12 protein-coding genes are annotated in these 16,267 nt (G+C 39.4%); 3 read left to right on the forward strand and 9 right to left on the reverse strand.

Annotated elements, in window-relative coordinates; all coding sequences use genetic code 11:
- Window positions 1-899 (reverse strand): hypothetical protein (locus G457_RS0114640; RefSeq protein ID WP_026947141.1); only part of this gene is annotated, 899 nt, incomplete at its 3' end.
- A 337-nt stretch (window positions 900-1,236) separates the two neighbouring features.
- On the opposite strand from G457_RS0114640, the gene G457_RS22305 reads away from it, so the two are divergent.
- Both G457_RS22305 and G457_RS0114655 read left to right on the forward strand, forming a co-directional pair.
- Entirely contained in the window at window positions 1,237-1,707 is a 471-nt protein-coding gene (locus G457_RS22305) for a MauE/DoxX family redox-associated membrane protein (RefSeq protein WP_155847171.1), read from the forward strand.
- Window positions 1,708-2,251: 544 nt separating this feature from the next.
- On the forward strand, window positions 2,252-2,539 hold the full coding sequence (locus tag G457_RS0114655; RefSeq protein ID WP_026947142.1) for a DUF6520 family protein: 288 nt from the start codon (window positions 2,252-2,254) through the stop codon (window positions 2,537-2,539).
- Window positions 2,540-2,585: 46 nt separating this feature from the next.
- Here G457_RS0114655 and G457_RS0114660 read toward each other — a convergent pair whose 3' ends face one another.
- The 4 genes from G457_RS0114660 to G457_RS0114685 form a co-directional block, all read right to left on the reverse strand.
- The gene (locus tag G457_RS0114660) at window positions 2,586-3,944 is read right to left on the reverse strand and encodes a RagB/SusD family nutrient uptake outer membrane protein (RefSeq protein WP_162142709.1); all 1,359 of its coding nucleotides are present in this window, start codon (window positions 3,942-3,944) and stop codon (window positions 2,586-2,588) included.
- A gap of 108 nt (window positions 3,945-4,052) precedes the next feature.
- Window positions 4,053-7,253, reverse strand: coding sequence for a SusC/RagA family TonB-linked outer membrane protein (locus G457_RS0114665; RefSeq protein WP_026947144.1), 3,201 nt, complete (start codon window positions 7,251-7,253; stop codon window positions 4,053-4,055).
- Window positions 7,250-9,049 carry a TlpA family protein disulfide reductase gene (locus tag G457_RS0114670; protein WP_026947145.1) on the reverse strand — a complete coding sequence of 600 codons (1,800 nt, stop codon included), beginning with the start codon at window positions 9,047-9,049 and terminating at the stop codon, window positions 7,250-7,252. Before G457_RS0114670 ends, G457_RS0114665 begins: the two co-directional genes overlap by 4 nt.
- 1,149 nt (window positions 9,050-10,198) lie before the next feature.
- Window positions 10,199-10,402 carry a hypothetical protein gene (locus G457_RS0114685; RefSeq protein WP_026947147.1) on the reverse strand — a complete coding sequence of 68 codons (204 nt, stop codon included), beginning with the start codon at window positions 10,400-10,402 and terminating at the stop codon, window positions 10,199-10,201.
- A gap of 115 nt (window positions 10,403-10,517) precedes the next feature.
- Between G457_RS0114685 and G457_RS0114690 the strand changes: the two genes are divergently transcribed.
- Complete coding sequence (locus G457_RS0114690; protein WP_026947148.1) at window positions 10,518-10,727, forward strand: helix-turn-helix domain-containing protein; 210 nt, start codon at window positions 10,518-10,520, stop codon at window positions 10,725-10,727.
- Between the two features lie 460 nt (window positions 10,728-11,187).
- Here G457_RS0114690 and G457_RS0114695 read toward each other — a convergent pair whose 3' ends face one another.
- The 4 genes from G457_RS0114695 to G457_RS0114710 all read right to left on the reverse strand — a co-directional run bounded on the left by G457_RS0114695 (window position 11,188) and on the right by G457_RS0114710 (window position 16,048).
- A complete protein-coding gene (locus G457_RS0114695; protein ID WP_026947149.1) occupies window positions 11,188-12,174 on the reverse strand; it encodes a hypothetical protein in 987 nt (328 codons plus the stop codon).
- Window positions 12,175-12,322: 148 nt separating this feature from the next.
- A complete protein-coding gene (locus G457_RS0114700; protein ID WP_026947150.1) occupies window positions 12,323-14,275 on the reverse strand; it encodes an ATP-binding protein in 1,953 nt (650 codons plus the stop codon).
- Between the two features lie 3 nt (window positions 14,276-14,278).
- On the reverse strand, window positions 14,279-14,896 hold the full coding sequence (locus G457_RS0114705; protein ID WP_026947151.1) for a hypothetical protein: 618 nt from the start codon (window positions 14,894-14,896) through the stop codon (window positions 14,279-14,281).
- Window positions 14,897-16,048: an AAA family ATPase gene (locus tag G457_RS0114710; protein WP_026947152.1), complete on the reverse strand. Its 1,152-nt coding sequence runs from the start codon at window positions 16,046-16,048 to the stop codon at window positions 14,897-14,899. It lies immediately after the preceding gene.
- Window positions 16,049-16,267: the final 219 nt, after the last annotated feature.

Here is a 16,267-nt window from a genome sequence, read left to right on the forward strand (position 1 = left end):
GTCACCCAATTCCAAAACTGACTTTTCTGTCCTTTCGGGATATGATCAGTCATATCATCCAGATAAAAGAGCCAAGTATAGAGTTTGGCGATCCAAACAGCGGTATCCAATTCGGTCTCAGGATACAGATAGCAGGATAAAAGCCCCAGTTTTTGAGTCTGAAAAACCTTTAACTCTTCCGAACCTCTCAACAAATTATGAAAGACCGTTGCCCAAGTGATCGTTTGACCAATAATGGATTTATGAAGAGGATGAATCTCAGCGCCAAAAGGATATTTTAACTCTACCTGAAGCCGCTCCTTCAAATTGCCGGATATACTTTCTTCCTCTTTCCGTTTTTTTCGGATTCGTTGAACAGTCCGATCACTCGTTCCCAACACATTGGCCAGGTCCAGATCTTTCAGATCAAATAATATTTTCGGGTTCTTGGCTTCTAGCTGCTTTAACTTTTCCAAATGATGCAGTTGGGTAAAAGCGATCCACTGCTCATTGGCATGCCGAACCCTTTTGATCAGGTTCTCCGAGACTGATTTCATTTGCGGGATTTCTTTCAAGACCAATTCTGCTTGCTCAAAATCCAAATTGGTAAAAACGGAGCCATACAAAGCCCGAAACTCAAATCGACTCGGAACCTGCAATTGATAAGACTCATAATCCAAAAACATATCCCCGGGAAAAAACATACGCACCAGTTTTCGGCTTTGATACATTCCCACCAGGCCATCTATCAGGACATGAGACTGTGTTTCAACTTCCCCCGCATGTCGGATTACAGATTTTTCAGGTAATTCTGAGAGCGTCAAATACTCCCCCAGTTTTTGAAAAGCAGAAATATCCGCCTTTCCCTCCAAGCCCAATAAGACCCGGAGTTGAACAGGTTTCCATGAAATAGTTTCCATAGATTAATAAGTTAGATGTAAAAAAGAACTACAAATCACCTACCCTTTCAAAAAGGTACCTAGGAAAGGACATCTCCCCGTGTACAGCGTGAATTCCCCCCTTTTCCAAACTCAACTGAAACTCCCAAAACAAAGCCTATCAAGACTAAATAGTCTCGGGTTTTCATTTATTGTATAGTTGATTTTAGAAGTCAAATCCCTAAAAACCAAACAATTAATCAAAAAACTATATCAAAAAGGCCAAAATACCGACATTGTCGCAAAAAAAGTCACCATTACCCCAGTGGGGTATTTTTCATTTCCATTTTTTCTAGCTTTTCCGCAAATCGTCAATGAAATGGAAAATCCAAGCCTCATCAAACTACTTCCCTCCTACCTCCTGGCCTTTCTTTGGACTTATACCGGCCTAGACAAATTGATCAGATTTGAGCAGAGTCGAAAAGCTTTTCACAATCAAACCTTTCCGTCCGAGCTTGCAGAAGTCCTAAGCTATGCCGTACCCATCGCCGAGATACTCCTGGCCATCCTGCTGGTATGTAGCATCAGCCGCTGGTGGGGCTATTTGGGAAGCCTGCTCTTGCTGACGGTATTCCTTAGCTATGTGGGACTGATTTGGGTAGGTGCATTTCCCAGAGTACCCTGCAACTGTGCCGGACTTCTGGATTCCATGGGATGGGGCGCCCATATGATCCTAAACCTGAGCTTAATGACACTTTCCATTTTTGGTATATTCACAGAGACTAAAATTACACAAAAAAAGAAGTCAGACGTAAGCCTGACCTCTCCATGTGTCAAGAGCAGAAAATGACACAAACTATAAAAAACCACTTCTAGGTGATTGAAACTAAAGGAAATTCTATTGCTGATGAAATGGATATGGAATAAAAAAAAGAAGTGCTAGAATAAGCTAATCAAATGATAAAAAAAGAAGTCAGGCTACTGCCTGACCTCTTTAAAGAGTCAGAACAGAGACTGACCTTTAACACATAAGCCAAATTAAATCATCGCCAATTTAAAATAATTCAATTGATGCAAAAATCATGTATCAAATAGAAAAGCAAGATGTCTAAAAAAGATAATTAACGGTTTGAATTCCCATGATTAAAGTTAAGAAATTCATTATTACCCCACGGCCTCCGAAGGTGACATTCGGAGTCGGAAAAAGACTTTCATTTCGATAGAAACAGTCAAGTCTCAAGAATTCAATAAGCGCTCATTCTTCTCGATGGCCTGGGTGAGAAGCAGACCAATACCGATGAGCAGATAGGGAGAAGCCGAAAACCCTCATCAGAGTAGGCAAACAACCGAAACGTTTTGTCCCTTTTTGATTGGTTAAAAAAGGGTCCACAACTATGAATAAATTAAGAAAACTGCTTCCGGCACTGGCATTAATGCTGGGAGCTAGCCTAGCCATGGCGATGAATTTCGCCCATAATCCGGAGGAGCGGTATGCAGAAGACCCTGCCCCCGGTGTAGAAATCTGGTATGACTTAACCGATGTCACTCCAGGTCCAAACACCTATGAGTGTAATGAATCCGTTCAGGAAACCTGTTCTTTTGAAGACCCCATGTCTACCTCTCAAGAGGTAGAACAAGGAGAATTCATCAAAAATGGTTCTTTGCCTCTGGCTCAGCCATAATTCAAGTGGAGGAACTTCCTTATGGGGAGCTCCTCCCTTTGGAATTTTATCTTCTATTCTGCTCCATGGGGTTCAAATTGATCTCCGCTGGAGGGATCAAAAAAGCGTACCGAGGATCATTAGGTGGTAAATTTTCCTGACGCTCATTAAAACTCCTATTTAAAGTGACTGCCAATTCAGGATAAAGATTCAAGCGCTTTAAGTCTAACCATCGCAATCCTCTAAATACCAACTCCTTTCGCCGCTCTTCTATTATTTTTTCAAGCAACTCCATCCCTGATAAATCAACTAAAGGTTCAAAACCTTCGTCATAACGATTCTCAAGTAGGTCATTCAAGTGGTTTAATGCCTCTGACTCCTGTCCAATCCTGTATGCACTCTCCGCAAGGTTCAAGACTACTTCATCTACAGCAAAGCCCCCAAAGTGATAGAAATCACCTGTATAATTCCCCCTGAAATTGAAAAGCCCCTCCTCGGAACTGGGTAACAAGAAATAGGTCCTTCTTAAATCCATGCTGTCATAAAGCTCAACTAATTCAGGATTGACAAAGGCTCCTCCATTGGTGGTATGCCTGGAGGTCAGGTGCCTCTGATAGAAAATCACTTCCTCATTGAATATTTCAAAAGAGTAAGGAAGGTCTGTTTCAATCTCCTTAAAATCCATTAGGGAATCATCTATATCCAATGCAGCTTTTGAATACCTATAAGCCTTTTCATAATCCAACATATTGAGATAAATCCTTCCAAGAAAGGCATTACTTGCCCAAAGAGAGGGTCGTGTGGGTATCTCCGATTGACTAGGTAAATAATCCAGACCAAACTCCAAATCTTCAATGATTTGGTCAAAACACTCCCTCATGGTAGAACGACCATTTTTTATATTGATATCAGAGCTCAAGCGGATGGGAATCCCAGGTTGATTTGCCTGATTAGGATCAAAAGGAGGAGCAAAATGCATCAATACCTCATAATGACCCAGCGCCCGATAAAACCTGGCTGAGGATTCCAATTCCAATACCCTATTCTGTTCTACTTCATTCTCGGGCTCATAATCTTCCAAACCTTCCAAAACCAAATTGGCATACAGGACTTTTCGGTAGGAAGTAGCAAATCCGGCATCCCACTCATCAGGAAGATAAGGCTCAGGTTCCCAAAAATAATGCGCTGTTTGGCTAAAACTAAGGAGATTCAATAATCCTTCACTGAAGTAAATATCATCTGAGCTGAATAACCCATTAATATAATAGGTATTTAAACCCCGCGTCTCCGCATCAAGCATTTGCTGAAAATCATCAAGACTTTCAGGAATCACCAAGTTTCGATTGGGTTTGCTGTCCAAAAACTCCGCACAGGATTGAATCCCTACAATCAGGATTCCAATAGCTAATATTCTTATTTTTTTCATTGTCAATTCTTTTTGATAGTTGATAAAAAGCCCGGGGTGGCTAAACCATAAACCGGGGATTCTGATGAGGAAAGCTTTACTCTGGTCCCTTTTACCCCTGGGCATACTTTAAAATGAGGCTCTAAAACCTAATGCAATGGATCGTAAATTTTGGTTTACCTGAAAATCCGGATCAGGTAGAATATCACTGGCCTTCCAAATGATGCCCAAATTGTTGACATAGAGGTAGGCTTCGATGTTTTGAAGAGGAAAACCAGATGCTTTTTCTCTATTCCAGTTATAAGCCAAACGGATATCCTGAAAGCGGACATGGTCACCTTTTTCAACAAGCGCCCCACTACTGAGGTAAAAGCCAGTCATAAGTGGATCAATCGTGCCGGGGTCAGCAGGCACATCAGTGATTAGCTCGTCTCCTGTCTGTTGCCACCTTCTGTCATAGTCGGCATGCCCAAATCCTCCCCTGTTAATATCCACATAATCCACACCCGGTCTTTTTACAAAATATCCCAAACGATAGGTGATATTGGCTGAAATACTAAAGCCCTTATACCGGACCGTATTTCTAAATGAACCAAAATTGGTAGGCCGACCCGAACCATGAAACTGAATATTTTCGGGAGTAGCATCATTGAAAATGGTGGAATAATCCCTGCTGGGCTCTCCATCGACTATACCCAAAGGTGCTCCGTCATTGGGGTCTAATCCGGCATATTCAAAACTATAAATCGAAAACAGGGGTCTACCAATAGCAGGGGTTGGAAGAGCTGGACTATAATTGATCAATTGGTTGGCAGTAGGCAAATTTTCAACTTCAATTACCTGATCATTCAAAATGCTATGGAAGAAATTGGTTTCCCACTTGACTACTCCCCTTGTATTCACGGAATTTATCACAAAATCCCATCCTTTGGTTTGGGTTGATGCATAGTTAAGTGTAGCATCTGTAAATCCGGATGAAATGAAAATCGGAATGTTTCCCAGCAGGTCCAGACCACTTTTTTGGAAGTATTCCACAGATCCTGCAACTCGGGAATTCAGCAGCTCAAAATCCAAACCTGCATTGACTATTTTGATTCGCTCCCATCTAAGCTCGGGATTGGGTGGAGTTTGAACAGCTAAAAACGGAAGCCTAGAAATCAAATTTTGAGCTGCAACAAACCTTCTTGCAGTTGAAATAGCAGTAGCATTGGGATTGGTATTCCCATTGAACCCGTAGCTTATTCTGAATTTCAGAAAATCCACCCAGTCCCAGTTCAACATATCCTCTTCGGACAAAACCCAACCCAGTCCCGCTGACCAAAGGGGAACAGACTTCTGATTGGTATTTACTCCAAAAAGATTAGATGCATCTCTACGAAAACTGGCATTCAACAGGTATTTGTCCCGAAAGGAATAACCAAGATTTCCGAAAGCTGAAACAAATCGAGTAACACTGCCTCCAAATTCCTCTGTAAAAGGAATATTACGGGATCTGTTGGAGCCCTGATTAACAAACCGAGTAATGTAATCCACCGGAAGCGAAGAACCATTTTCAGCGATATAGCCATAAGAGCTATTACCAAAAAACTCAGCTTGGAAATCCTTCAATTCTCCTCCACCGAAAATATTCAATCGATGATCAGTCCAGGATTTTTGATAGTTGAGCTGTGTACGAATGGTATGACTGAAGGCATCGGAAATACGTTGATCCAAAATTCCTCCCAAAGGGACTGGCAAATCAACTTCACCTTCTCCAAGAGGCTGAGCAAATGAATTGATCAGATGACGTGCTGCATAGGAGTCCGGAGAATCATTTCTGTTGGTCTGAGAACGATTGGTCCAGTATTGATAATTAGCTGACCAGTCCAAGCCTTCCAAAATCCTGTAATTCAGGGATCCAAAAAGCCGCAAATCATTAGACCGGTTTATGGTTGTGCTTCTCCCAATTTCCTCCAATGGAAGGTAAGCCCAAGATAGCGGCAAAAGGCCATCAACTGATTCTTTGAAACGTACACTGTAATCCTGATAAACCTCAGTAGGGTTTCCGTTCTCATCAGCCAGACGCTCATAAGGAAACAAGCCTCCTACCGCCGGCATCCCGTTGTAAGATTCGGATTGAACCCAATATGCTCCGGTATTGATATTCAACTTATCCCTAAGGATTTTCCAGCTTTGCTGGGTAGATAAAGTCAACCTTGAAAAATCATTGGCGATTTCTGAATTCAGGTTTTTATCATAGCCTACACTGACCTGATAATGATGGTTTCTGCTTCCACCATTGACATTCAGAGCATATTGTTGCTGACTGGCCGGACGGGTTAAATAGCGGTCTATATCCCTTCTGATATCAGAATTCCTGAATTGCTCAATGGCAATATCCCTATCCTGCTCTGATATCAAACCCTGATCAAATGCATATAGCGTCTCTACCAAGGGTGGTAAGACCGGATTTCTTCTATTTCTGATCAAGCTGTTGAATGCCCCGCTTTCATAGAGTTCCCGCTGCTTGTCAATAAGCGAGCTGATGGACATCCTAGGTTCATAAAAGGGGTCTGCTCTCTCGAAAGTGGTGAAGTTGGAAGTTAAACTGACTTGCATGGGCTTCCCATAAGTTCCCTGTTTAGTTGTAATGACGATTACACCGTTTCCTGCTCTTGCTCCCCAGATCGAGGCAGCCGCCGCATCCTTGAGTACCGTAATACTCTCCACATCATTGGGATTAATGCTGGAAAGGGGACCATCATAGGCCAGATTATCGACCACGATCAAAGGCTCCGCGGATGAAATAAGAGTCGCTGTTCCCCTGATAGAGATACTTTCTCCCGGCTCAATCCCACTGATATCCCTGTTAAAAATCAATCCGGGTGTGACATCTTCCAGGCGGTCAATCAAATTGGTAGATACCCTTCTGTCCACCAATTCCTGATTCAATCCTACAAATGACCCAGTGGTACGGGAAAGAGGTAATTCCTGAAAACCCGTTGATACTACGGTCACTTCCTGTAGATTCAAGTCCAAACTTTCCAGAAGGATATCCAATGCACTTTGATCTGTACCAATGGAAATTTCCTGACTTTGATATCCAATATAACTGACCAGAAGCGTCACTTCCTCATTCGGAAGGGTGAGGATAAAATTCCCCTCATCATCTGATATTGTCCCTGAAGTACTACCCTTCAGAATTAAATTGACCCCCGGTAGTGGAGACCGGTCTTTTGCATCCAGGATCCTGCCTCTGATTTCTCGTTCTTTTTCCTGAGCCATGGACTTGCCAAAAAACAAGAGCAAAGCCATCAGGACTGTCAATGATCGTATAAGTTTTGATTTCATAAGGTATTATTGGTTTTAGTGGTTATTACATCGCTGAATTTTTTTCGGAATTCCCGAAGAAGTTCATCCTGGGTTTCCCCCAAATGCTTGATATCAAAAGACTGAATCCGGGATTGACTATCCAGAAACATGACCCTTGGAAATGAAGTGATTTCATAGAGCTCCTTCCAGCGCTCCTTGGAAAGTCCCCGTAGGTTATAATTAGGAATAGAAGGATCTGAATATTTGGAAATCCGCTCCTTCCACAGGTCGGGATTCTCATCTACCGATATGGCTATCAGTTTGATCCCCTCAGATTTTAATTCCTCATAAAGGGGGAATAGATAATTTTTAAAATAGCTGGCGCTGTGAGAGCAGGTAGAGAAATAGAAATAAACCAGACTTGGCTCTTCCGATAACTCTGAAACAAGAATCGTATCTCCGGTAAGACTGATCAATTGGGCTTCCTCAATGACTTCCCCAGGAATGGTAGCCCTTTTGAGATTTTCTATCCGATCTTTCCATGGACTGAATTCGGTTTGAGACAGGTAATTGAGAAGTATTTCCTCCTGCCCGGTGTGGGATGCAAGGTAATTGGATAGGTAGGCCGCCTGTAGTCGATCTGCCAGTTCTCCGGAATGGTTTTCCTCTACCAGTTCTATAAATGACCTTTTTTCCCAGAGTGCAGTCAGAATCAGTCTTTCCAATTCAAGGTCCAAAAAAGAGGCTGAAATCAGCTTAGACTCATAGTCAAACTCTAAGTCCCCTACGCTATCCACCAATTCAACCAAGCGCTGCCCGTAGCTTTCCTGATCTTCAGCACCGAATTTGTTTTGCACATAGGGATAATGGAATTTCCGAAAAGTGGAAAATATGCTGTAATAGAAGCTCCCATAGACTTCGGCCCGGAGAAGATCCCATTCCGAAGGGCTGAGTTTAGCCTTAAAAAAGTCCAGCATTTCCAATTTAGGCCCCAATATTTCTTCTGCCTTATTCGCCTGATCAATCAGGTAATCGAGACTCTCTTTTCCCGGCTGAAGAATCAAAAGCTCCGCACCAAACCTGCCCCTGAAATAGTCGATCTTCTCCTGGCTTCCGGGTCGACTGAGCAAAGAGCTGGATTCAGGAATGATTAATTGCCTTGGGGAATCAAATACCCGCCTTTGATCCAGACGTTTCAAGGCATATTGAGCCTCATAGAAGTCTTTGTTCTTTCCGGCAAAAACCACCACACTTCTACTGAGGTCCAATTTAACTTTGATACTATCACCAGGTAAGACCAAGTAATCTTCCAAAAGGGGGCGACTGCCCAGGAAAAGAGACAGGTAGCCCGGACGATGGGAAAGTGGAACCAGCGTTTCAAACTTTTTTGTTCTCGGGTTCATCACCCCATCATAGAATTCGCCTTTTTCCGTACGAACCAAAACTTCCTCCTGAAGAAAAGTCGTCCGGGGAGAAAAATAATAAGGGGTGATTTTCAATGACAATGGCCCCAAAGAATCCGGATTGATCAGCTCACCATAGATCAGGACTGTGTTTTGATTAGGATATTCATTTAAGCCAAGCTTTCCATCCCTTTTCAGTGTAGAGGCCTCAGACTGTCGAGACAAGACCGGTCCCCCATCGATTTCCAAGCTGGCAATTGAATGGAATGAAGAGGAAGCCAAAGAATCCAAACTATCCTCCTGATCAAGACCAGCTATCAAAAGGCCCAGCTCCAAAGGATGGGCGGGAGTGCTGTACTCTTCCCGCCCGGGGGATTGGGAATCGACACTAACTAAATCGATTCCCGGGGGTGAATCAGCAACTTGACTCATTGATAATGGAGAATATCCTAGGAACAATAGAAAGCATAGTGCTATAAGTTTTAATCGGATATCTGGAATATTGGAAGAAATACACTCCCTTTGGTCGCAAAATACCCGCCTATCGGCGTGAGATATGCTCCTCGTTCCTCGGAGCGAGATAAGCCATCCACCTATATGGAAGTTTTGAATACTTATTTGATGGAACTGACTTCTAATTGATTTTTTAGCTTTCTGAAAAGGGCGTACTCCTCCCAGGAAGCATGTGAGTAGAATTTTTTTCATGCTTTAAAATGTTTGATGATTGCTTGGGATGAAGGAGGAAAAGTACCTTAGATGAAATACGCTTTCAGCGAAAAACACTTCGTGAGATACACCTCCCTATGGTCGGTGAGATACTAGATTCCGTTTCCAAATCAAGTATTTCAGCCCGCTTGCGGGCTATATTTCTACAGTATTTCCACCGTATTTCCATAATATTCCCACCAAGATCCCGTGTAGATCAAGCAATCAATGTTTTAGAAATAATTGAAATCGATAAGCAAAAATCCTCTGCAGCGGAATGGCTTATCATTTTTGCCAAATGAAATGAAATAGGGCCGCTGTTAGCGTCTGAAATACTTGGAAACACAGGCTTGTCGGCCTGAAATAGGGTCGCCTTCGGCGCCCAAAATACAGACCATAGCAGAATCTTCTATTTCAGCCAGCTTGCTGGCTATATTTCTATGGTATTTCCACTGTATTTCCATGATAATTCCACCTGAGATTCATCCCAAATACGGATTACATCAATCCCTGATCATCAATAATAGTCCCGCAATACGGAAGCAATCAGGGATAAAAAATAAGTTCAAGTAGGATTCTTGATAAGGTTTTTGAAGAGTTGTTTTGGGGAGGCAGGTATATGCCTTCCGGGGTTGTTGTTAGAATAAGTTTTCATAGGACTGATTGTAGTTTAGTGTCCGATGATTGATCTTGGGTAAATGATGCTTTGATTCACCCAAACTTTCAAGATACTTTCAGAAATCAATGATTTCCACCAGGCCATAGAGGCGGCATTCAATAGGTTTAAGAGAAAAGTTTCCCCGGATTAGTCATTGATCGTCCTTGGCGTATAAGGAGCAATCCGAGCGAAAAGTGTTAAGCTTTGATTATTTGGAGTTAACCAGATTCTGGAAGCTCAGAAATCTCTGAAATAAAGTCTAGAAGCTTATAGATATTCTGAAGATCACTTAAAGGAATTACCCCATTTTTATCTAGATCAATATTTTCCAGTAGTTTCAGCAAAGATGATTTATACTGAAATGCTTGATCTTTATGAATTTGAAGATTCATTTCCTTTGTATCGCCTTTATTTCTAATCATACATTGTAGATTTTTAGTAAAAATATATAGAATTTCTACATAATCAAACAAAATTTATCTCATTTTTCGATATTTTTTTGAAGATTTTCTACATTAGTCTATATAAAATCTACCAATGACACGATTAGGAGAAGTTTTTCAAAGAAAATCAATTAATAAAGCAGAAGTGGCTAGAAAAACTGGATTGAGTGATTCTAGAATAGGACAACTAACTAATAATCCTTCAACCAAACTAACAGCGGCTGAACTTTATCTGATAGCAAAAGCGATTGATGAGGATCCTTGTAAACTTCTGGAATATGTCTGCCAGGACCTTAATGCCTGATTAATAATTATTTGCTTTCCAAAGAGCAAGTCTGTTTGTCATACGGGAAGGTAAAAAACACTTCTTGTGGCTTCAAACTCCTAGCAGCCTCTTACACCATTATGGTCTGGCTTTCGGTAAATTTACCTGCAGGAATCACGTCTTTCTTTTTCCTACAGTTTAAAACTAGTGACTTTGTCGTCTTTTAAACTGTCCTATTTTTGGGGAATCTTACAAGGAAACCTATGCCCATGCAATAAAAAAGCCCCTCCAAAAGGTATTAGAAAGGCTAAAACATTAAAACTCTTTTTGAATAAATACCGAATCTTCTGACAGGTATTACTTTTTAAACTAATTGAACACCTCGTTTCCTTCAAAAAATCCCGACTCAATCCCTATAAGAACCTAATCGGTTCCGTGCATCATCGGTTTCATCTTTCGTGCTGCGCACGCGACGAAAACCTAGTTGTTATGTGCAGTTTTATTCATGTTTTACAAGTTTAAACTCTTTGTTGTCCAATATAATAATTGCGTCTCCACCGATATGAGTCAGTCCGCTTCTTATTTCACCTTCTTCATATGTCAAAAATATTGGGTCAATGAATGTGTATGAAATGGCATCGTAGTTATCATGGTAAAGTCCGTCTTTACTTACGGGATAATTATTGAACAACTCTTTGTTGTATGATGGTTTCATTGCTTTGATTAAGGCCTTTTCAGCATCAAGAAACACTTTTTCCTGTTCCGGGTAATTTTCTCCAAGTAATGATGCAACCATCTCGTTTGTATCAGCTCCATCTCCAAATGATTGAATTTGTAAATTGTCTTGGAATTCAAAAGGAAGAATTACAATTTCATTCGCGGGTAATTGCTTTTCAGTTATTGGAGCTTCTAAAGAGAGTATGTCTTGAAAGGTAGAATGTCCAGTCAGTCGCTGTAAAATACCTTGTTTAGTTGCCTTGCCAACATAATGCACTTTATAATTAATAAATGATTTCCAGTCTCCGTCAATTTCGCAATCAATACTTCCTTTCCACCAATTTTGGAGAAGCTTTTCTGGAGAAAACCAAATGATAAATTCCTTTCCTGCATTCGTATGTCTGACCAAAGAAAAACCATGAATATTTTGGAATGGAGGTTTATCTTGTTTATCAGACTTGTCGAGGAAATTAAATGCCACATCAACAACATTGTCTTTTATTAAGCCAAATACCTCTTGGTCAAATGGCAGTTGGCATTTTAAAATATTTGAATTGCCTTTTTGATGAATTTCAAAATTCAATTGATATACGGACGTATCAGGAACTACATTTTCAAAGGTGATTACTGGTCTTTGTCCGATAAGATAAAGACTTGCTTTCTCAAGCGCTCTATCAATCAACTTGTCGTCCTTAAAAATGGCGAATTCATATGCAGTCAAAGGTGCGTATGCTAATTCGAGTTGATTTAAAAGACTTTTTCTGTTCATAAAAATTGCACATAACGGTCAGGTATAAGCGTAGTGCGGGATTCGGAGCGATTCACAGTCCGCCCACCGCAAAGTTTATTAGAAGCAGGGATGCTCAATTTTAGCCATTCAGCCCGCATTACGCTTATACAATGTTGGCAACTGGCTTTTATTCTTTTGGTAGGTATTCACGATACTTTGTTTTTAAATATTCTAGGTTCTTTTCATTGTCCATAAGGTTAAGATTTAGCTTTTCCTTTATGTATTCAAAACGTGTGCGTGCTTCGCTAATAATATGTCCCCAAGTTAAAACATGCACGTCTACAAGGTCGCTTGCTAATACATGTCCATAGCGTCTATCTGTTTGTTCAAGCTCATATTCAATGTCTGACTTAATGTCTTTTGTTACAAGCAGAAATTTCCACTTGGTTTTTTCTTTTGGAAATCTTCTGTCCCTGCTCACTCTTGAAGCATAAAGTTTGATTTGACTTAACTCATCAGGTCCCGCATCAACTCTTGGTTTCTTTAGTTCAATTATCAAATTAGTTTTTTGCCCTGGAATGCCTTGTGGAAATTGACGCCATAAACAAACATCAGGTATTATTTGAAGTTCGTCATTTTCTTCTGTTGATACGGTCTCTTCAAAATCTTCACGACCTAGATGTTTCAAATACTCCTTGAGAACTGTTTTTAAGGTCACATCATCCACCCCATAAGTATATTCATCTCCAAAAATCCATGTTTCGTTTGTGATAATTTTATGAAGGTGTTTACGCTCTAAAACATTTTTGTTTTCTTCCTTATTGTAAATTAATTCTTCAAGGCCATTTAAGAATTTGAGTCTATTCTTTATTTCAGTCATTGTGTCTATGACGCTCGAAAGAGAAGTCTCTTCTAATATTTCAACAAGTTCTTCTCTTTTTTCATCTGGAAGTTCAATTACTTCAGTAAGAATTTTTCTTAGTGCATTTGAATCTTTCTCTAATGCTTCTTTAATAAGTGTAAGAGTGAATTTTTTGCTTTTATCTTGTTGGTCTTCAAAGTCAGGTAAGTACTCATTCACTTGAAGAGCCACAATGTCAAATACTTGTCTTTTAGATTCTTCAATTAAGCTATCTGCTGTTTCGGTATAAGGGTAGAGTCCTTTTTCCTTTAACCCTTTAATAAATTCGCCTGAGTACTGGTGTAATCTTTTCCTAACGTATTCCCTTGCAAATACCTTGGCTTTATCATGTGCGAGTTGCACGATTTCGTCCATTTCTTGTAAATCAAGAATATTTTCCCTGTGTAACTTCTCGATATAAACAGATTGAATGAAAATAGAGATTGGAATAGTTGCACGTATCCCAAGATTAATTTCCTTGAAAGGAACTCCTTTAGTATTACATAAATAAGTTTTCTTTTTTATATCAAAATTCCATTCTATAACCTTTATGTCAAACTTGTAACTTAAATCTTCCTTTTCAATTAGAACGTCTGTTGAATCTGTGTTTTTAATTAAACTTTCAAACTCAAGCTTGTTACCGTTAAATGAAATTGAAAAATCAGGATAATTAATCCAATACGAAGCAAATTTCTGTTCAATATCCTTTCTGTTTCTTATTTCTATCGCTTCTGTTGCATGTTCTAAATTTACATTTTGGATTAATACTTCAAATCCGCTTTTTCCTGTGCCTTTTGGAAGAGTTTTTAAATCGCTGAAATCAGAATATGAAAGGTGGTTTCTATCCAAAGTAATGGTGAACTGCTTAAATGAGTCAGAATTCTTATATGTACTCTTGAATTGAACCAAATCACCTAATGCTAAAGATTTATACCGACCCTTGCCTTCCTTACCATGGTAATGTCGTCCGTTAGGACTCGTTGAACTTAATTTTTTTTGAGAGCCACCAAGTCTGCCGAAAACATCTTGTGCTTTAGAATAGTCAATACCATGACCGTTGTCTTTGATAGTGATTGATTCGATACCATCAAGCTTGTTTCGTTTAGTTTCAATTTCAATGACACTGGCATCTGCATCCAAAGAGTTCCAAATCAATTCAGAAATAGCAGTTATTCCACCTGCTTTGGTAAGGGATTCAATGTGATCTTTTTCAACTCCTAAATCGATTTTTTTTGACATAGCTTATATTCTTTTAAACGCATTTCTTAATCTCTCCTGAATGGACTGGTCTATTTTTTCCGAAAATTCAGATTTTTGTTTCAAACCTTGAGCTTGGTTAATAGAGTCAATCTCAAGCTCCATTAATCTAAAGTATTTGTAGGTGTATTCTCCTTTAGCACTATTATTCAGCACCTTATATTTTATGAGCTTTTTGTCATTCTCAATTCTCTGGATATACGCTATATGGTCAAAATATACGTCTGAGTTTGGGTGAATGAATTTATACTGATTCGAGTCTTCATGATTATTAGCGGCATTGTTTATGTCGTGAACAAAGTCCGTTCTGGTACCTTTTACGTTCATATTGCACCTTTTACAAGCAACATTCAAGTTGGTCAGAACGAACATTAGTTCTCTAAATTCAGGTTGTCCTTTTGGCAAGATATGTTCAATGTCAAGTACCAATTTGAATTCTCCATGTGAATTCTTTTTGCAGTAACAGCATTGTTCATTACCAAGATTCCTATAGTATATTTTTACTCTATCTTTAAAGTCCTTCACTTTAGGATTATTCCATATATCACCACCTGCTTCAATAGCAGACTCAATATTCTTTATGTCCTGTTCCGTCAAATTCATCTAATTGTTATTTGAAACGATTTCTTGGGCAAGATTCTGAACAGACGTCAATGCTTCGCTTTGTTCTTGTTGATAAGACGTACGTCTTATTCTCATAATTTCTTCGTTAAATGCGGCAATATCTAGTTTCCTTTCAGCAAGCAAATTCAGAAGCCTTACAAGCCTGTTTGATAGATAGCGATTTTCAGGTGTGCTGATATCAAAAAATTTGTAATACAATTCTTCTATATTTAAAGGCTCTTGACTTTGTAGAGTAAAAGAAAAATTCTCTGATTTGAAAATTTTTGCCGAATCTGAGAATATTTCTGCTCCATTAACAATAAGTGGAGAATGAGTAGCAATAATGATTTTTGGCTGGTAGAAGTAGAAAATGTCAAGTAAGGTTTTTGCATATTCCTTTTGCCAAAGTGGGTGTAAACTATTCTCTGGTTCATCAATTAGTATTACAGTATTATCTGTAATTATAGTTGAGAGATAAACAATTGAAGTTATTAGTGCTAATTCACCTGAACTAGCATTAAGCATAGAGAGTTCTCTTCCATCTTTTCTCAGGTAAACTTCAATTCTAGATATAATTTTCTTCTTTTTTAGATAAGATTCCCAATAGAAAAGTTCAGTAAGATTGGATTTCTCTAAATCATTAAAATTTAAGTATTCAGTTTCGAGCCAAATAATCTCTTCATAGCGTGATTGACGCTGGGTCGTCTCAATTAAATATTGAAGTCTCTCAAATTCAGAACGACTTATTCTATCATCTTCTGCATATTCTAGGTTGTAAGGTGCAAATCTTTCAAGCCTGAAACCAATCATTGGATCAAAACCAACATAGCCCAAGGCGGTCGTTGCACTTTTAAGTCGGTTTTCTTCTTTTTCTTTTCCTACAGCTTCTAGTGCTTTCTTAATCGTTGTTCGGGTCTGCCTTCTACCTGAGCGTCCGCGTAAGGTTTTAAAATTTCTATGTAAACTGTCAAATTTGTCATGAATCGAATTGGCGAGTGCAATTACATTTTTTTGATTTCGTAAATAGTATTTAGAGAGCTCATTCAACAGAGTGCTTTTGCCACTTCCATTTTGGCCAATGAGTACATTAACGTCATTAGGGTAGCTCTCGATATTTAATAACTCACTTGGTATGTCGTCAATGTAATTCATGTTGTTAATTTAGCTTGTTGCCAACTAGTAAATATCCTCAATAACATGTAATTTTTTGACAAAAAACAGACCTTAGAAAGCTTGAAGTAGTAGCATAAATCAGCCTTCTCAGTCATTTATGTTCACTATTCAGTCTAAATGGAAATAAGCTTGAGGATCATCTTTCCTATACTAAGGCATTTTGCCTCTTTGACATTTCCCTAAAGACTTCATTTGCAA

It is taken from the genome of Algoriphagus marincola DSM 16067, assembly GCF_000429405.1.
In the GTDB taxonomy this organism is placed as follows: Bacteria; Bacteroidota; Bacteroidia; order Cytophagales; family Cyclobacteriaceae; genus Algoriphagus; species Algoriphagus marincola.

Coding starts and splice junctions, on each gene's coding strand:
- G457_RS0114670 (WP_026947145.1), bottom strand. CDS start 9,049: ATGAGTCAAGTTGCTGATTCACCCCCGGGAATCGATTTAGTTAGTGTC.
- G457_RS0114700 (WP_026947150.1), bottom strand. CDS start 14,275: ATGTCAAAAAAAATCGATTTAGGAGTTGAAAAAGATCACATTGAATCC.
- G457_RS0114695 (WP_026947149.1), bottom strand. CDS start 12,174: ATGAACAGAAAAAGTCTTTTAAATCAACTCGAATTAGCATACGCACCT.
- G457_RS0114710 (WP_026947152.1), bottom strand. CDS start 16,048: ATGAATTACATTGACGACATACCAAGTGAGTTATTAAATATCGAGAGC.
- G457_RS0114705 (WP_026947151.1), bottom strand. CDS start 14,896: ATGAATTTGACGGAACAGGACATAAAGAATATTGAGTCTGCTATTGAA.
- G457_RS0114655 (WP_026947142.1), top strand. CDS start 2,252: ATGAATAAATTAAGAAAACTGCTTCCGGCACTGGCATTAATGCTGGGA.
- G457_RS0114690 (WP_026947148.1), top strand. CDS start 10,518: ATGACACGATTAGGAGAAGTTTTTCAAAGAAAATCAATTAATAAAGCA.
- G457_RS0114660 (WP_162142709.1), bottom strand. CDS start 3,944: ATGAAAAAAATAAGAATATTAGCTATTGGAATCCTGATTGTAGGGATT.
- G457_RS0114665 (WP_026947144.1), bottom strand. CDS start 7,253: ATGAAATCAAAACTTATACGATCATTGACAGTCCTGATGGCTTTGCTC.
- G457_RS0114685 (WP_026947147.1), bottom strand. CDS start 10,402: ATGATTAGAAATAAAGGCGATACAAAGGAAATGAATCTTCAAATTCAT.
- G457_RS22305 (WP_155847171.1), top strand. CDS start 1,237: ATGGAAAATCCAAGCCTCATCAAACTACTTCCCTCCTACCTCCTGGCC.